The sequence below is a fragment of the Microbacterium tenebrionis genome (assembly GCF_903645325.1).
Classification (GTDB): domain Bacteria; phylum Actinomycetota; class Actinomycetes; order Actinomycetales; family Microbacteriaceae; genus Microbacterium; species Microbacterium tenebrionis.
This window is the reverse complement of record NZ_CAHJXQ010000007.1, coordinates 51,284-66,340: the sequence shown is the minus strand read 5'-3', so window position 1 is coordinate 66,340 and position 15,057 is coordinate 51,284. Positions and strand designations below refer to the sequence as shown.

The 15,057-nt window shown below is 70.2% G+C and carries 15 protein-coding genes; 10 read left to right on the top strand and 5 right to left on the bottom strand.

The features are described from left to right. Nucleotides 1-22: 22 nt before the first annotated feature. Nucleotides 23-823, bottom strand: coding sequence for an alpha/beta fold hydrolase (locus HWX58_RS10845; RefSeq protein WP_175987675.1), 801 nt, complete (start codon nucleotides 821-823; stop codon nucleotides 23-25). Between the two features lie 122 nt (nucleotides 824-945). Between HWX58_RS10845 and HWX58_RS10840 the strand changes: the two genes are divergently transcribed. Together HWX58_RS10840 and HWX58_RS10835 are read left to right on the top strand one after the other, a co-directional pair. Continuing rightward, nucleotides 946-1,341 carry a hypothetical protein gene (locus tag HWX58_RS10840; RefSeq protein ID WP_175987673.1) on the top strand — a complete coding sequence of 132 codons (396 nt, stop codon included), beginning with the start codon at nucleotides 946-948 and terminating at the stop codon, nucleotides 1,339-1,341. A 150-nt stretch (nucleotides 1,342-1,491) separates the two neighbouring features. Beyond that, entirely contained in the window at nucleotides 1,492-2,964 is a 1,473-nt protein-coding gene (locus tag HWX58_RS10835) for an MATE family efflux transporter (RefSeq protein ID WP_175987671.1), read from the top strand. A 3-nt stretch (nucleotides 2,965-2,967) separates the two neighbouring features. On the opposite strand, the gene HWX58_RS10830 is transcribed toward HWX58_RS10835, so the two are convergent. Next, nucleotides 2,968-3,432 (bottom strand): Lrp/AsnC family transcriptional regulator, encoded by a 465-nt coding sequence (locus HWX58_RS10830; RefSeq protein ID WP_175987669.1) that lies wholly within the window; start codon nucleotides 3,430-3,432, stop codon nucleotides 2,968-2,970. Nucleotides 3,433-3,544: 112 nt separating this feature from the next. On the opposite strand from HWX58_RS10830, the gene HWX58_RS10825 reads away from it, so the two are divergent. The 4 genes from HWX58_RS10825 to HWX58_RS10810 all read left to right on the top strand — a co-directional run bounded on the left by HWX58_RS10825 (nucleotide 3,545) and on the right by HWX58_RS10810 (nucleotide 8,026). Continuing rightward, nucleotides 3,545-4,744, top strand: a complete 1,200-nt coding sequence (locus HWX58_RS10825) for a trans-sulfuration enzyme family protein (protein ID WP_175987667.1) — start codon at nucleotides 3,545-3,547, stop codon at nucleotides 4,742-4,744. A 96-nt stretch (nucleotides 4,745-4,840) separates the two neighbouring features. Beyond that, nucleotides 4,841-6,628, top strand: a complete 1,788-nt coding sequence (locus HWX58_RS10820; RefSeq protein WP_175987665.1) for a YhgE/Pip domain-containing protein — start codon at nucleotides 4,841-4,843, stop codon at nucleotides 6,626-6,628. Between the two features lie 168 nt (nucleotides 6,629-6,796). Next, complete coding sequence (locus HWX58_RS15285; protein WP_264674994.1) at nucleotides 6,797-6,919, top strand: hypothetical protein; 123 nt, start codon at nucleotides 6,797-6,799, stop codon at nucleotides 6,917-6,919. 87 nt (nucleotides 6,920-7,006) lie between these two features. Continuing rightward, the gene (locus HWX58_RS10810) at nucleotides 7,007-8,026 is read left to right on the top strand and encodes a zinc-dependent alcohol dehydrogenase family protein (protein WP_175987663.1); all 1,020 of its coding nucleotides are present in this window, start codon (nucleotides 7,007-7,009) and stop codon (nucleotides 8,024-8,026) included. Nucleotides 8,027-8,101: 75 nt separating this feature from the next. Here HWX58_RS10810 and HWX58_RS10805 read toward each other — a convergent pair whose 3' ends face one another. Next, nucleotides 8,102-9,079 (bottom strand): acetylxylan esterase, encoded by a 978-nt coding sequence (locus tag HWX58_RS10805; RefSeq protein ID WP_175987661.1) that lies wholly within the window; start codon nucleotides 9,077-9,079, stop codon nucleotides 8,102-8,104. A gap of 127 nt (nucleotides 9,080-9,206) precedes the next feature. Here HWX58_RS10805 and HWX58_RS10800 point away from each other — a divergent pair, with 127 nt between their 5' ends. Together HWX58_RS10800 and HWX58_RS10795 are read left to right on the top strand one after the other, a co-directional pair. Continuing rightward, complete coding sequence (locus HWX58_RS10800; protein WP_175987659.1) at nucleotides 9,207-10,499, top strand: coiled-coil domain-containing protein; 1,293 nt, start codon at nucleotides 9,207-9,209, stop codon at nucleotides 10,497-10,499. 18 nt (nucleotides 10,500-10,517) lie between these two features. Then, nucleotides 10,518-11,339: a sulfurtransferase gene (locus HWX58_RS10795; protein WP_175987657.1), complete on the top strand. Its 822-nt coding sequence runs from the start codon at nucleotides 10,518-10,520 to the stop codon at nucleotides 11,337-11,339. A gap of 4 nt (nucleotides 11,340-11,343) precedes the next feature. Here the strand turns inward: HWX58_RS10795 and HWX58_RS10790 are convergent, their stop codons facing one another. Next, nucleotides 11,344-12,255: a hypothetical protein gene (locus tag HWX58_RS10790; protein WP_175987655.1), complete on the bottom strand. Its 912-nt coding sequence runs from the start codon at nucleotides 12,253-12,255 to the stop codon at nucleotides 11,344-11,346. Between the two features lie 272 nt (nucleotides 12,256-12,527). On the opposite strand from HWX58_RS10790, the gene HWX58_RS10785 reads away from it, so the two are divergent. Continuing rightward, nucleotides 12,528-13,148 (top strand): acyl-CoA synthetase, encoded by a 621-nt coding sequence (locus tag HWX58_RS10785; RefSeq protein ID WP_175987653.1) that lies wholly within the window; start codon nucleotides 12,528-12,530, stop codon nucleotides 13,146-13,148. Then, entirely contained in the window at nucleotides 13,145-13,525 is a 381-nt protein-coding gene (locus HWX58_RS10780; protein WP_250646195.1) for a hypothetical protein, read from the top strand. The genes HWX58_RS10785 and HWX58_RS10780 overlap by 4 nt, the downstream gene beginning before the upstream one ends. Before the next feature lie 142 nt (nucleotides 13,526-13,667). Here the strand turns inward: HWX58_RS10780 and purB are convergent, their stop codons facing one another. Next, on the bottom strand, nucleotides 13,668-15,050 hold the full coding sequence (purB, locus tag HWX58_RS10775) for an adenylosuccinate lyase (RefSeq protein WP_175987772.1): 1,383 nt from the start codon (nucleotides 15,048-15,050) through the stop codon (nucleotides 13,668-13,670). Nucleotides 15,051-15,057 lie beyond the last annotated feature (7 nt).

The window sequence follows — 15,057 nt, the reverse complement described above, 5'->3', positions numbered from 1 at the left end:
CCCGGCGCTTCGGCGTCGCCGCTCAGGAACCCGCGAGGAACTCCAGCGCGGCATCCTTGAACGCCCGCGAGCCGGGCGCGTTGAAGTGGTGGCGCCCGGGGATCTCGAAGAACGTCCCGTTCGGTGCGGCCTCGGCCAGCGCGCGGGAGCCCTCGATGATGGCGTCCTCCGTGCCCGTCGCGAACAGGATGGGACGGGTCGGGGCATTGGCCGGGTCGGGGTCGACCGTGCGGGTTCGCCTCATCCCCTCGGCGAGGGCGACGAGCGAGCGCAGATCGTTGCCGGGAACGCGTTCGGTGAGGGCGATGTAGTCCTGGGTCGCCTGATCCGTCACGGGTGTGCCGTCGTCTGCATACGCGCGCACCTGGTCGAGGTCGAGCCGCTCCAGAGGGATGCCGTCGGGCACGCCGCCGAGCACGGCACGCTCGATGCGCTGCGGAAGATCACGCACGACCTCCCAGCCGACGCGAGCGCCGAGCGAGTAGCCGACATAGAACGCGTCCTCGACGAGATAGGTGTCCATGACCGTCTCGACGTCCGACACCAGAGTGCGGATGGCATAGGCATCCGGCTCGTGCGGCTTGTCACTGTTGCCGTGCCCGCGCTGGTCGAGGGCGAGCACGCGGTACCCGGCCCTGTTGAGCTCCCGGACCCAGCCGGTGAGGACCCAGTTGTCGCGCACGTTGGACGCGAACCCGTGCACGATCACCACAACCGGGGCATCGAGCTCTCCCCAGGTGTAGGTCGCCAGGCGGGTTCCGTCGGCGGCGTAGACGAGTTGCGGATCCGGCATCCGCGTCAGTTCGGAGAGAGGAACGGCCACCCCTCCATCATGGCCCTCGAGGTACGTCCGGGTGGCGTTTGCGTAACATCATCCTTCCGATGGATGCGGATGCCGGCGGGCCTGCGTACCGTGGGAAACACGAAGGCGACCGGGGGGTCACAATGTCATCGATCGGGCTGATCAGGGATCTTTCAGAGCTTTTCCTGTGGGTCGGAATCGCGGGGGCGGGCATCGCCCTGATCTGCGCGATCGTCGCCCTGATCGCACTTGCGATGGGGGCCGCCGGCGTAGCCGGCGGAGCATCCGCGGCGTGGATCGGCGGCGCGCTGCTCAGCCTTGCATCCGGTTTCTCCGGGCAGTGGGTTCCCGCGATCGTGGCCGCGGGCGGCCTCGTCGTCGCGCTCGTGCTCGGCGCCGTCGCACGGTCCATCGTGCAGGCCTTCGAGCGGCGACCGAAGCCGGAACCGATGGCCTCCTCCGCAGCAGCGGCACCGTCGTCCGCGCCGGCACCGGTGCTGGCGACGCCGCGCATCGTCGGCGTGCACAGCGACCTCTGAGACCGGCCGGTCTCTGAGGCGGGCCCGGCTCGCTGCGTTCACCGCCGTGTGGGTCTTCGATCGTCCGAATCGATTCGATAGACTGGGCGCTCGCCGCACCCCGGCGAGCCGTCTGCCCCGATCCTCGTCTCCGGAAGCCGCTTCCCCCGCATGGCAACCTCCCTCACCACAGGCCGTCCCTGGCGCGTCATCCTGACCTTCGCCGTCCCTCTGCTGATCGGCAACGTCGTCCAGCAGCTCTACCAGGTCGTCGACACGGTGGTGGTCGGGCGCGAGCTCGGCGTGAACTCGCTCGCCGCCGTCGGCGCGACGGGGAGTCTCCTGTTCCTGCTCCTCGGATTCGCCTGGGGCATGACGAGCGGTTTCGCGATCCCGACGGCGCAGGCGTTCGGGGCGAAGGATGCCGCGGGCGTGCGGCGATCCGTCGCCACGGGCACCCTGCTCTCGGCCGCCGCCAGCATCGTCATCACGATCGGCGGCCCGCTGCTGGCCGAGCCCGTGCTCGTGCTCATGCAGACACCGCCTGAGCTGCTCGCCGAGGCGACGCTGTTCACGCAGGTGAGCTTCCTCGGCGGCGGGGCGACGATGTTCTTCAACTACCTCTCGGCGATCATCCGTGCGATCGGCGACTCGAAGACGCCGCTGGTGTTCCTCACGATCGCGTGCGGGCTCAACGTCGTGCTCGTCATCGTGCTCGTCGGTCCCGTCGGATGGGGTGTGGCCGGCGCGGCGCTCGCGACCGTCGTCGCGCAGGCCGTCTCGGTGCTGCTGTGCCTGGAGTTCGTCCGCCGCCGGATGCCGATGCTTCACATTCGGCGCGAGGACTGGCGCGTCACCCGCGACGACATCGCCGACCACCTGCGGCTGGGCCTCCCGATGGGGTTCCAGGCCTCGATCATCGCGATCGGCACGCTCGTCGTGCAGGTCGCCCTGAACGTCCTCGGCGCCGAGGCGATCGCGGCGTACACCGCGGCATCCAGGGTCGACAGCCTCGCGACGGCGCTGCTGGCCTCCCTAGGCCTCGCGGTGTCGATGTACGTGGCGCAGAACTTCGGCGGCCGGCGGCCCGACCGCATCCGCTCCGGCGTCGTGCAGGCGACGTGGATGGCCATCGTCGCCTCGCTCGTGCTCGGCATCGTGCTCATCGCCTTCGGCACGCACCTGGTGCGGCTGTTCGTCGGCGACGGTGCCGACGAGGTCGTCGAGCTCGCGCACCTCATGCTCATCATCAACGGATCCACCTACGCCCTGCTCGGCGTGCTGTTCGTGCTGCGCGGCGCGCTGCAGGGACTCGGTCAGGCGATGATCCCGACCATCACGGGTGTCGTCGAGCTGTTCGCCCGCGTGGCCGCTGCCGTCGTGCTCGGAGCTGTTCTCGGATTCGCCGGCGTCGCGATGAGCAATCCGCTCGCCTGGGTCGGCGCGGTCGTGATCCTCATCCCCGCATACGTGCGCGCGCATCGGGCGCTGGCGAAGATGCCCGTGGATCCGCTCGAGCCGACGCTGACGACGCCGATCGCGATCGTCGGCCCCGACAACAGCTCCCTGAACGTGGATGCCGTGGTCACCCAGCCCGTGCCCGTCATGGTGCAGCGCCGCTGGAAGAAGCTGCTCCGCCGCTGAGACCTACCCCAGCACGCCGCGGCCGTCGCGCAGATCGAAGACCAACTGGGTCTCGGTTCCGCGCACGACCGGATGCACCGTGATGTGCTCGAGGACGATGTCGCGCAGTGCCGCGGCATCCTGAACGGCCACGTGCACGAGGAAGTCGTCGACGCCGGCGACGTGGAACACCTGCAGCACGCGGGGAGTCGCGACGAGCGCGTCGAACAGGGCGTTGACCTTCTCGCCGGTGTGGTTGGCCAGACGCACCTTGATGATCGCCTCGAGCGGGTAGCCGAGGGTCGCGGCGTCGAGTCGGATGCGGGTGTCGCGGATGACGCCACGGTCGCGCAGGCCCCGCACGCGGTGCGCGCACGTGGACTCGGCGAGCCCCAGCCGGGCGGCGAGCGCCTTGTTCGTCAGGTCTGCGCGCGTGCTGAGCGCAGCCAGGATCTGCAGGTCGAGCTCGTCGAGTTGTGCTTTCGCCAAGATCGTCGCCCCTGTTCAGTCGCCCGTCATCGATAATCGCGGATCTGCCGGGATAGTCGGCGGATGCTGTCGAATTCTCCCACTCGCATTGGGATTCCGGCAACGTGAAGGCATGAGCCTGCACCCTGACACCGTCGCCGTGCACAGCGGCCGCGACGACCTCAACGCGCTCGGCGTCCACGCCCTGCCGATCGACCTCTCCACGACCAACCCGCTTCCCGACATCGAACGGGGTGGCGACGCCTATGAGGCGATGGCCACCGGCGGCCGTCCGATCGAGAACGGCAGCCTGGTGTACCAGCGGCTGTGGAACCCGACGGTCGCACGCTTCGAGGAGGCGCTGGCCACGATGGAGCACGCCGAGGCGTCGGTCGCGTTCTCATCGGGGATGGCGGCGATGACCGCCGTGATCCTGGCCATGACATCCGCCACCGGCAAACGCCACGTCGTGGCGGTCCGTCCCCTGTACGGCGGCACCGACCACCTGCTCGGCTCCGGGCTGCTGGGCACCGAGGTCACGTTCTGCCATCCGTCGGAGGTCGGCGTCAGCATCCGTCCCGAAACGGGCCTCGTCATCATGGAGACGCCGGCGAACCCCACTCTCGAACTCGTCGACATCGCCGCCGTCGCCGCGGCGGCGGGCGGCGTTCCCGTCGTCGTCGACAACACCTTCGCGACGCCGATCTTGCAGAACCCGCTCGATCTGGGTGCGGCGATGTCGCTGCACAGCGCGACGAAGTACCTCGGCGGGCACGGCGATGTGATCGCCGGGGTCGTCGCCTGCAGCGAGGAGCACGCCGAGGCGCTGCGCCGCGTGCGCGCCGTGACGGGAGGGCTGCTGCATCCGCTCGGCGCGTACCTGCTGCACCGCGGCCTCACGACCCTTCCGGTGCGGATCCGGCAGCAGCAGGCGAACGCGCAGCGCATCGTGCAGTGGCTGATCGACCGGCCGGAGGTCGACGAGGGGTTCTACCCGGGACTCGACGGCGACCCGCAGGGCATCCTCGATCGGCAGATGCGGGGAAGCGGGGCGATGATCGCGATGCGCATGCGCGGCGGCTACGCGGCGGCGAGCTCCGTGGCCTCCGCGGTCGAGCTCTTCACGCACGCGGTCTCGCTCGGGGGAGTGGACTCGCTCATCCAGCATCCGGCCGCCCTGACCCACCGCCCTGTGCCTGCTGACGCCCGCCCGGATGCCGACCTCCTGCGTCTGTCGATCGGGCTGGAGGACGCCGATGATCTCATCGCCGATCTGGCGCGCGCATTCGCTGTTGTCGAAACGCTACAAGAAACCAAGTCTCAGAGAATCTGAAACTTAGTACCTGGTCGCAAAGGCCGAGGGAAGTCGGCATCCGCACTCCTACACTCGCGGGTGGCAACGATGCCATTGACCCCTGGAGCCTCGATGATGAGTTCTCAGTCCCACGCGCACGGCAACGGCGTGCGCATAACCGTCGTCGTCCTCGCCCTGCTTCTCGCGGCGATGGTGACGATCTTCTTCCTGACGACCGGAAAGATCGCCGCGGGTGCCGCTGAGCTGTCGGACGGGACGGGCACCGCCCGGGACGGATCGGCTCAGCTCGCTGCCGGAGCGCAGGAGCTCTCCAGCGGAGCGCAGCAGCTCGCCGACGGCTCGCAGGACCTCGCCGACGGCGCGCAGAGCGCTCACGAGGGATCGCAGAAGCTCGCCGCCGGTGCGCTGAAGGCCGAGTCCGGAGCTGCGGCACTCTCCGTCGGCGCCGGCACGCTCGCCGCCGGCACCGCCAGCGCCGAGTCCGGCGCCGCCCGCCTCAACGGGGGAGCGCGGACGGCGCTCTCCGGCGCGCAGGAACTCGCCGCCGGGCTGCTGCGTGCAGATGCCGGTGCGCAGAAGGCTGTCACCGGTGCGGAGAAGCTTTCCGGCGGCGCTGCCCAGGTGGATGCTGGCGCGCAGAAGGCCGTGGACGGAGCGCAGAAGCTCTCCGGCGGCGCCGCGGAGCTGGATGCCGGTGCGCAGAAGGCCGTCACGGGTGCGCAGAAGCTTTCCGGCGGGGCTGCCCGAGTGGATGCGGGTGCCCAGAAGCTGCTCGACGGTGTGACCAGCATCGCCGCCGGCGTGGGCGGTGCGCACCAGTACGCGCAGTCGCTGAACGCCGGGGCCCAGAACCTCAGTTCCTCGCTTGCCGCCGGAACCGGCGACCAGGTCCGCTACCTCGCCGCCAACGGCGCCACCATCACCGGCACGGTCGGTTCGCTGTCGCAGAACTCGCAGGCGCTCGCCGACCAGCTCGCCGTGCTCGCGCAGACCAACCCCGAGCTCGCGCAGCTGGCGGCACTGGCTGCCGGTGTCGACAAGCAGGTCGACGGCATTGCGCCCGCAGCGGCCGCAGCGCCGCAGCTCGCTCAGGGCCTGATCAACGCCGGTGACGGCGCTGCGTCGCTCGCCGCGGGAACCAGCGCGCTCCTCAACGGCGACTCGTCGAAGGGCTGGCCCGGAACCATCGGCCTCGCCGATGCGCAGAACGGCGCTCCGGCGCTCGTTCTCGGCGCTCAGAACCTCAAGAAGGGCAGCGGCGACCTCGCCACCGGTGCGTCGGAGCTCGCCACGGGCATGGCGCCGCTGAAGTCGGGAGCATCGCAGCTGGCCTCGGGTGCGAAGGAGCTCGCCACGGGCATCGCCCCGCTGAAGTCGGGAACCTCGCAGCTGGCCTCGGGCGCGAAGGAGCTCGCCACCGGTCTTGTTCCGCTGAAGTCCGGCACCGCCGACCTGGCATCCGGCGCCGGCCGCCTCAGCGGCGGTCTGACCACGCTCTCCGAGGGCGCGGCAGCGCTGCACGACGGAGCGACGCGTCTGAACTCCGGCGCATCCAGCCTGAACGAGGGTGCGGCATCCCTTGCCGAGGGCACCTCGACCCTGCAGCAGGGCGCGTTCGACCTCGACAACGGCCTCGGCACGCTGTCCGAGGGCGCGACCGCCGTCGCCGACGGCTCGGGTGAGCTCGCCGACGGCGGCACGAAGCTCGAGACGGGCGCCGTCGCGCTCGCCGACGGCAACGGACGCATCGCAGACGGCTCGGGAACGCTCGCCACCGCGACCGCGGGTGCCGCGCCGTCGATGCTGCCCTGGATGCTCGGGATCGCCCTGATCGGTCTCATCGCGATCGGCTTCTGGGTCGGTCACCGGATCAGCCACCGACGCGCGCTCGCCGCGGGGTAGGCCGGGCAGAACGGCCAGGCGGGGGCCGCAGGACCACGAGTCCTGCGGCCCCGTCCCGCGTCGGCCGCGTGCCGTCCGCCGCAATCGCCAGCCACCATCTGCTCAGGGCAGAGCCGCCCTGAGCAGATTCCGCCCACCGGCGGACGGATGCCGCGCACAGTGGGGGGCATGAGCGAAGAGAATCCGATTCCGCAGTTCGACCCCGAGGCCAGGCGCGCGCCGTTCCACGAACGCGTCCTCGTGCTCGACGACGCCCTCGATGACGACAACGGCACGCTGCTGATGACGTAGCTGCTCACCCTCTGGAATTTCCGGAGTCCGCAGATCCGGAGTTGTATGGAATCACACACCGAAGCACACATCAGAAGGAGTGCACACATGCGTGGAGTAGTCATGCACGGCCCCGGCGACGTCCGCGTCGAGGACCGCGAGAAGCCGACCATCACGAGGCCGACGGATGCCGTCATCAAGCTCGCCGCGACCTGCATCTGCGGCTCCGACCTCTGGCCGTACCGCGGTGCCGACAGCGTCGATGCGACGCCCATGGGCCACGAGTACGTCGGCGTCGTCGAGGAGATCGGCGCGGACGTGAAGAACCTGAAGGTCGGCGACTTCGTCGTCGGCTCGTTCATGGCATCCGACAACACGTGCGAGATCTGCCAGGCCGGGTACCAGTCCCGATGCGTGCACGTCGTGCCGATGGGCCGGTACGGCACCCAGGCCGAGTACGCGCTGATCCCGCATGCAGACGGCACGCTCGTCGCCACCCCCGGGCAGCCCGACGCCGACCTCATCCCCGCTCTGCTCGCCGCGTCCGACGTGCTCGGCACCGGATGGTTCGCCGCCGTCGCCGCTGAGGCCGGACCCGGCAAGACCGTCGCCGTGGTCGGCGACGGCGCGGTGGGCCTCCTCGGCATCCTCGCCGCGAAGCAGCTCGGCGCGGAACGGATCATCGCGATGAGCCGGCACACCGATCGCCAAGAACTCGCGCGCCGTTTCGGCGCGACCGACATCGTCGAAGAGCGCGGCGACGAGGGCGTGGCGAAGATCAAGGAGCTCACGAACGGGCTCGGAGCGCACTCGACGATCGAGGCCGTCGGCACGCAGGAGTCGATGATGCAGGCGATCCGCTCGACGCGGGCCGGCGGGCACGTGGGCTACGTCGGGGTCTCACACGACGTGGCGCTGCCCGGGGACGAGCTGTTCTTCTCTGGCGTGCACCTGCACGGCGGGCCGGCCCCTGTGCGGCGATTCCTGCCCGAGCTCATCCAGCTCATCTGGGACCGCGAGATCGACCCGGGCGTCGTCTTCGACCTGACCCTGCCGCTCGAGGATGCGGCCGAGGGGTACAAGGCGATGGACGAGCGGCGCGCCACGAAGGTGCTGCTGACCGTCTGAGCGACGACCGCGGCGCATCCACCCGTTCAAGTAACGCAAATGACCCCATCCGCGTGCGGAATGGGGTCATTTGCGTTACTTGAAACCGGCGAGCCGCTCCGCGAGGAAGGCGGCCTGTTTCTGCCACTGCAGACCCAGGCCGCCTTCGTGCTCGTTGAAGGCGTACTCGACGATGTCGGCGGTCCCGCCCCAGTGGTTCCGGGCGGCGAACACCGTCGACGGCGGGCACACCGGGTCCATGAGCGCCACCGAGAACAGAGCGGGCGCCGTGGCCCGGCAGGCGAAGTTCGCCCCGTCGAAGTACGACAGCGTCCGGAACGTGTTCTCGACGGCGTCCCGATGCACAGCCAGGTACCGCACGATCTCGGCGTAGGGGTCGCGGTCGGTGAGTCCGACCGCCCGTTCGAAGTGGCAGAGGAACGGCACATCCGGCAACGCGGCGATCAGGCCGCTCGAGAGCGCCGCGGCGGCGATCGCGACCCCGCCGCCCTGGCTGGTGCCCGTCACGGCGACCCTGGATGCATCGGTCCGATCGAGCGAGCGGATCGCGTCGATCGCGAGGACGGCGTCGGTGTAGACCCGGCGGTAGTAGTACTCGTTCGGATCCTGGATGCCGCGGGTCATGAACCCCGGCGTCGCGGGGCCGGAGCCGTGCGGGTCGGGCGTGATGCCGCCGGTGCCCCATCCGCTGCCCTGGCCGCGGGTGTCCATGAAGAAGTGGGCGTACCCGGATGCCGCCCACCCGAGCCGCTCATGCGGAAGGCCGCGCCCGCCGCCGTACCCGTTGTACTCGACGACCGCCGGCAGAGCGTCGTCGGCATCGGCCGGCAGCAGCAGCCATCCGCCGACCGGATCGCCGCCGAACCCGGTGAAGGTGACGTCGTACACCTCGACGGCCTGGAGCGGCGACTCGATCCGGCGCAGCTGGACGGGGGTGGCGAGGGCACGTGACTCGGCGAGGGTCTGCTCCCAGAAGTCGTCGAAGTCGGCGGGCTCCGCCACCTCGGGCCGGTAGGAGCGCAACTGCTCCGCCGGCAGGTCGAAACGCGGCATCGCTGAATCCTTCACTCGGGGTCGACCGCAGTTTATCGCCGCGACGCTGTCACCTCACAGGCGCACTGGTTAGGCTGAACCTCAGGGTCTCTCCCGCATCTCTCCCCCGCTCTGAAAGGCGTCCATCGTGACCGAATCCGTTGAGAACACCGCCGAGCAGGGCACGGACTTCTTCGATCAGCTCGCCCAGGGTCCCGCCCGCGAGCAGGAGAGCTTCACGATCGGTTTCCGCGGCTACGACCGCGGCGAGGTGGATGCCGCGATCGCGGGTCTGCGTATGCAGATCAAGCGCGCCGAGACGGAGCTCACCGAGGCCCGCTCCGGTGTCAGCCGCGACGTCGAGTCCGTGCGCGCCGAGCTGGAGACCGCGCGGTCCGAGAGCGAGAGCCGGGCAGCCGAGAGCGAGGCGCGCATCGCCGAGATCGAGAAGCAGCAGGAGGAGCGGGTCGCTGCCGCCCGCGCGGACGATGAGAAGCGCATCGCCGCCCTCGAAGCCGATCTCGCCGCTGCTCAGGCTCGGGCCTCCGAGTCCGAGCAGCAGGTGACGGCGCTCTCGAACGAACTCGCAGGTGCGCCGAAGGACGAGACCGACACCGAGGGGTCGCGCCTGCAGTTCGAGGCCGTGCTCCGCGTGGCCGAGGAGCAGGCATCCGTCCTCATCCAGAACGCCGCCGTGCAGGCGGAGCGCCTGCTCGAAGCCGCCCGTGATGAGGCCGAGGCCCGCCGCGCAGAGCTCGCCGCCGAGGTCGACCGGCTGACCACCCAGGCGCAGAACGATGCCGACCAGGTGCGGCTGCGCATCGAGACCGAGTACACCGCGCATGAGGCGCGCATCGAGCGCGAGGCGGCGCACGCGGCCGAGAAGGTCAATCAGGCCGAGCAGGAGGCGGCGACCATCCGCACCGAGGCCGAGAAGGGTGCGGCGGCCCTGCGCTCCCTCGTCACCCGCGAGACGACGCAGCAGCGCACGGATGCCGAGCGCATCACCGCCGACGCGAACGAGCAGGTGGCGTCGTCGCTCGAGCACTCCAAGCGCATCGCGGCGAAGGCCGACGACTACGAGAAGCTCATGCGCTCGCAGGCGCAGTCGATCGAGGCGGATGCGCAGGTGCGCGCCCGCGCGACGCTCGAGCGCGCTCAGGTGAAGGCCGAGAAGATCGTCAGCACCGTGACCGGGCACACCGCCGATGTGCTCCGCGATGCCGAGGACCGCACCCGTCAGCTGCGCTGGCAGCAGCAGCAGCTGAACAGCTTCATGGCCGAGGTGCGCGAGCTCATCCGCCCGGAGGGCGTGCTCGCGGCATCCGCCGGCGAGACGGAGGACGCCGACGACGTGGACGTCCTCGAGGAGGGCGACGAGGTCATCGAGCTCGCTCCCGACGCTGACGAGACGGATGCCGACGAGGACGACCGCGCCTGACCGGTCGGCGCCGCAGCCATGCCTCACCTCGTCGACGCCGCGCGGCTCACGGACCTGATCGCTGCGGATGCCCGGATCCTCGACGTCCGCTGGAAGCTGGGCCGGACCGACGGTCGTGACGCCTATCTCGCCGGCCACGTCCCCGGCGCGGTGTACGTGGACCTCGAGACCGAGCTGTCTCGGCACGGGCGTCCCGACGAGGGACGGCACCCGCTGCCGTCGACAGGGCAGGTGCAGGATGCTGCGCGCCGCTGGGGCGTGAACGCGGGCGACGTGGTGGTCGCCTACGACGACGCCGGGGGACTCCCGGCTGCCCGAGCGTGGTGGATCCTGCGGCAGGGCGGTGTCGACGTGCGCGTTCTCGACGGCGGCTGGCAGGCCTGGCAGACCACCGGCGGAGCGGTCGAGGCCGGCGATGTCGTGCCGGAGCCCGGAGACGTCGTGCTCGCCGACATCAGTGGCGGCAGCCTCACGATCGACGAGGCCGCGGCGCTCGCCGCATCCGGCATCCTGCTCGACGTGCGCGCACCCGAGCGCTTCCGCGGCGAGGTCGAGCCGATGGACCCGATCGCCGGTCACATCCCCGGCGCGGTCAATCTGCCGACGACCGCGCACGTGGATGAGCGCGGGATGCTGCGCGATCCGGACGCCCTGCGCCGCACGTTCGCCGAACGGGGCATCACGGACGGCGTCGCGGTCGGCGCGTACTGCGGTTCGGGCATCACCGCCGCGCACACGGCGCTGGTGCTCGCCGAGATCGGCATCGACGCGAAGCTGTTCCACGGCTCGTGGAGTCAGTGGTCGAACACCCCGGGCCGGCCGGTCGCGACGGGGGAGTGAGCACTCAGTCCCGGTCGTCGTAGCCCCAGCGGTGCAGCAGCATCCCCGGTCCCCAGTTGCGGCGGACCTCGTGAATGGCGGTGGCGCCGTCGAGGTAGTGATCTGCGACCTCTGTGCCGTCCGGAGTCTCTTCCACGGCCTCGATCCAGGTCGGAAGGGCGTCGGGGTGGAACCGGGTCCACAGCAGCACGTCGCGCGCGTTGCGCGCGACGCCGTGACCTGTCTCGCGCATGCCGGGATACTCGGGCGGGAACTCGAGCCGCCACTCGATCATGGTGGTCTGCGCCGGGCCGAGCGGCCGCTCGAGCTCGATCATCATACCGTGCACCTCGCCGGTGGGATGCGAGTGCCGCCGCGTGATGCGACCGCCCGAGACCATCGTGAACGTCGGTGCGGGAACCGGCTGGTCGGGAGTGAGATCGAGGTAGGGAACGTGCGTGATGGTGCCCGACGTGCACTGGAGGATCGTTCGGGTGGTGCGTGAGATCACGAAGCCGTCCGCACCGACCTCGGTCACGGCGTGCGTCGAAACGTCGCGTCCTGGATCCATCACGGGCGACCCGAGGGCGATGAACGTCTCGGCGACCGCCTTCTCCAGGCGCGCCTGCTCGAGCGGGTACTGCGGGGTGCCCAGCGGACCTACCCGCTGGGTCGGGCCGATCAGCGACAGCAGTGCGCCCGTCTCGAGACGCAGCAGCGACTCGAGGTGTTCGACGGCGGCGAGCGACTGCGGACCCTCGGGACGCCGCGCCCCCGAACGCCAGTAACTGAGCGTGGCCCCCGAGACGGGGTTTCCGTTCGCGGCGAGACGCTCGCGCAGCCATGTCAGGGTGACGTCTCGTGCGTCGATCGCCGCGCGCAGCGTCGCGGAGAAATCGGCACGCGAACCATTGGCGGCAGGATCCTGCGCTGGCATCACAGCCCTCCCCGGGGTATGTGACGAACGACGAAGTACTGTCGAGCATACGACCAGAAGAGGGCGCCGCGGGCCCGAGGCGCCCGTCGACGGTCGAGTGGACGGGTCGTCGCAGCTGGGGTGAGATTCTGCGCACGACTCGGCCGACGCAGTGCCTCCCTGCGTGCGTCGCGGGGCTCGGAGTCGATCTGGGGAGGATCCCGAGCCCCGCGTCAGCGCCGGCCGTTCGCCCCCGCGTAGACTGGAGAGACCACTCCGACCGAGGATTCGTCATGTCTGCCCCTGCTCGCACGTTCACCGTGCGCCACATCCAATTGCTGCGCGCGCTGTTCGCGGCGGCCGCGGCGCTCATGATCACCTTCTCGCCCGACCACTCAGCAGCGATCGGCTTCTCAGTGTTCGGCGGCTTCGTCGCCGCGAGCGGGTTCATCCTCATTCTCGGCGCCTGGGTGGTGGCATCCGCCGGCCACCGATGGCCGTTCATCCTGCTCGCCGCGATCGATCTCGCTGCGGCGATCATCAGCGGCATCCCGACCTGGCGCACCGACTCGGCGTTCTTCATCGTCGTGATCATCTGGGCGGCGTCATCCGGCCTCGTCGAGCTCATCGCCGGCCTCCGTGAGCGCCGCACCGACCCCGCAGCGAAGGACGCGATCGTCGTCGGCACCCTCGGTCTCGTGCTCGCCGTCGTGCTCCTGCTCATCCCGGCGAACTACGCGCTGCAGTACGTGGTGCCGGGAGCGGGGGAGCTGACCCTCACCGGGATCATCCTCGCCGTCGGCATGTTCGGCGGATACTCCGCGATCGTCGCAGTCTTCCTGGCGATCGCCGGGTTCTCACCGCGCCGCAGCGTGCCGGCGCAGGATTCGACCACGGTGGGAGGCGCCGTATGAGCGACAAGAAGTCCACCCGGCGCGAACTGCTGCGGCCGCTGCACCTCCTCGGGATCGCGCTGGCGGCCGGCATCTTCGCCGCTGTCGTCACCCTCGTCTCGACCGGTGCGTTCACCGCGCGCGTCAACAACGCGATCGCCAGCGGCACCTACCAGGGGCTGACCCCGGTCGGCCTCGGCCTCGTGATCGGCGGCGGTGCGTTCATCGTGACGCTCCTGATCCTCTCTATGCTCATCCTCGCCGTGGATCCGCGCCAGTACGAGGAGAAGACCCTCGACCGACCGGTGCTGTTCGACGAGGACGCCGATGCCTCCGCCGCAGGCCCCGAGGCGAGCGGCCCCCACGCCACGGGCGCTCCCGGCACCGACCCCGCCTGACCGACCGAGTCCCAGCGTCGAAAGAAGACTTTCGGGGCCATCTCGGCTTCGGCAGCCCCGAAAGTCGTCTTTCCGGGCGCGGTCGCGCGCGGACGGCGCGCGGGCGAGGCCGGCCGACGCGCGGGACGACGGGGCGCGAGGACTACTGCGCGAGGCGCTCGGCGAGGCCCGTGTACGTCGCGGGGGTCAGGGCGAGCAGACGCTGCTTCGCGGCATCCCCGATCTCGAGGCCCTCGACGAACTCCGCCAGCTCCGCTGCGCCCACGCGGTGACCGCGGGTGAGTTCCTTCAGCAGCGCGTATGGATCGCTGATCGTCGAACGTCCGGCCACCACCTCGGCGCGGATGACGGTCTGGATGGCCTCGGCGAGGACCTCCCAGTTGTGGTCCAGGTCGTCCAGCAGCACCTCGCGGGCGAGGGAGATCTCGCCGAGGCCGCGGCGCAGGTTGTCGAGCGCGAGCAGCGAGTGCCCGAACGCGACGCCGATGTTGCGCTGCGTGGTCGAGTCGGTCAGGTCGCGCTGCATGCGCGACGTGACCAGCGTCTGAGACAGCGAGCCGAGGAGTGCCGCTGAGAGCTCCAGGTTCGCTTCGGCGTTCTCGAACCGGATCGGGTTGATCTTGTGCGGCATCGTCGACGAGCCGGTGGCGCCCGCGACCGGGATCTGCGTGAAGTAGCCGATCGAGATGTACGTCCAGATGTCGGTGGCGAGGTTGTGCAGGATGCCGCCGACGTGACGCACGCGGTCGTACAGCTCGACCTGCCAGTCGTGCGACTCGATCTGCGTCGTGAGCACGTTGAAGCCCAGCCCCAGGCCCTCGACGTACTCGCGGGCGATGGTCGGCCAGTCGGCATCCGGGTCGGCAGACAGGTGCGCCGACCAGGTTCCGGTCGCGCCCGAGAACTTCGCGAGGTAGTCGGATGCCGCGATCTGGGCGCGCACGCGCTCCAGACGCCACGCGAACACCGCGAGCTCCTTGCCCATGGTCGACGGGGTCGCGGGCTGGCCGTGCGTGCGGGAGAGCATCGCGGCATCCGCGTGCTCCACGCCGAGTTCGCGGAGCTTCGCGATCACGGCATCCAGTGCCGGCAGCCAGACGTTCTCGACCGCGCGCTTGACGGTCAGCGCGTACGAGACCGAGTTGATGTCCTCGCTCGTGCAGGCGAAGTGCGTGAGTTCGGCGATGGCATCCAGGCCCAGAGCCGAAAGGCGGTCGCGCACGAGGTACTCGACGGCCTTCACATCGTGGCGGGTGACCGCCTCCTTCTCGGCCAGCCAGTCGATCTCGGCCTGGCCGAAGTCGCGGTACAGGCCGCGCAGCTGCTCCTTGACGTCTCCCGGGAGCGGCGAGGTCTCGAACAGCGAACGGTCGGTCAGCGCGATCAGCCACTCGACCTCGACCTCGACGCGGGCGCGGTTCAGTCCGGCCTCGGAGAGGTAGTCGCCGAGCGGAGCGACGGCAGGACGGTAACGGCCGTCGAGGGGGCTGAGCGGCTGGACGGGGAAGGCGTTCGGGGAAGTCAGGGGAATC

Coding starts and splice junctions, on each gene's coding strand:
- HWX58_RS10840 (WP_175987673.1), top strand. CDS start 946: ATGTCATCGATCGGGCTGATCAGGGATCTTTCAGAGCTTTTCCTGTGG.
- HWX58_RS10835 (WP_175987671.1), top strand. CDS start 1,492: ATGGCAACCTCCCTCACCACAGGCCGTCCCTGGCGCGTCATCCTGACC.
- HWX58_RS10825 (WP_175987667.1), top strand. CDS start 3,545: ATGAGCCTGCACCCTGACACCGTCGCCGTGCACAGCGGCCGCGACGAC.
- HWX58_RS10820 (WP_175987665.1), top strand. CDS start 4,841: ATGAGTTCTCAGTCCCACGCGCACGGCAACGGCGTGCGCATAACCGTC.
- HWX58_RS15285 (WP_264674994.1), top strand. CDS start 6,797: ATGAGCGAAGAGAATCCGATTCCGCAGTTCGACCCCGAGGCCAGGCGC.
- HWX58_RS10810 (WP_175987663.1), top strand. CDS start 7,007: ATGCGTGGAGTAGTCATGCACGGCCCCGGCGACGTCCGCGTCGAGGAC.
- HWX58_RS10805 (WP_175987661.1), bottom strand. CDS start 9,079: ATGCCGCGTTTCGACCTGCCGGCGGAGCAGTTGCGCTCCTACCGGCCC.
- HWX58_RS10795 (WP_175987657.1), top strand. CDS start 10,518: ATGCCTCACCTCGTCGACGCCGCGCGGCTCACGGACCTGATCGCTGCG.
- HWX58_RS10790 (WP_175987655.1), bottom strand. CDS start 12,255: ATGCCAGCGCAGGATCCTGCCGCCAATGGTTCGCGTGCCGATTTCTCC.
- HWX58_RS10785 (WP_175987653.1), top strand. CDS start 12,528: ATGTCTGCCCCTGCTCGCACGTTCACCGTGCGCCACATCCAATTGCTG.
- HWX58_RS10780 (WP_250646195.1), top strand. CDS start 13,145: ATGAGCGACAAGAAGTCCACCCGGCGCGAACTGCTGCGGCCGCTGCAC.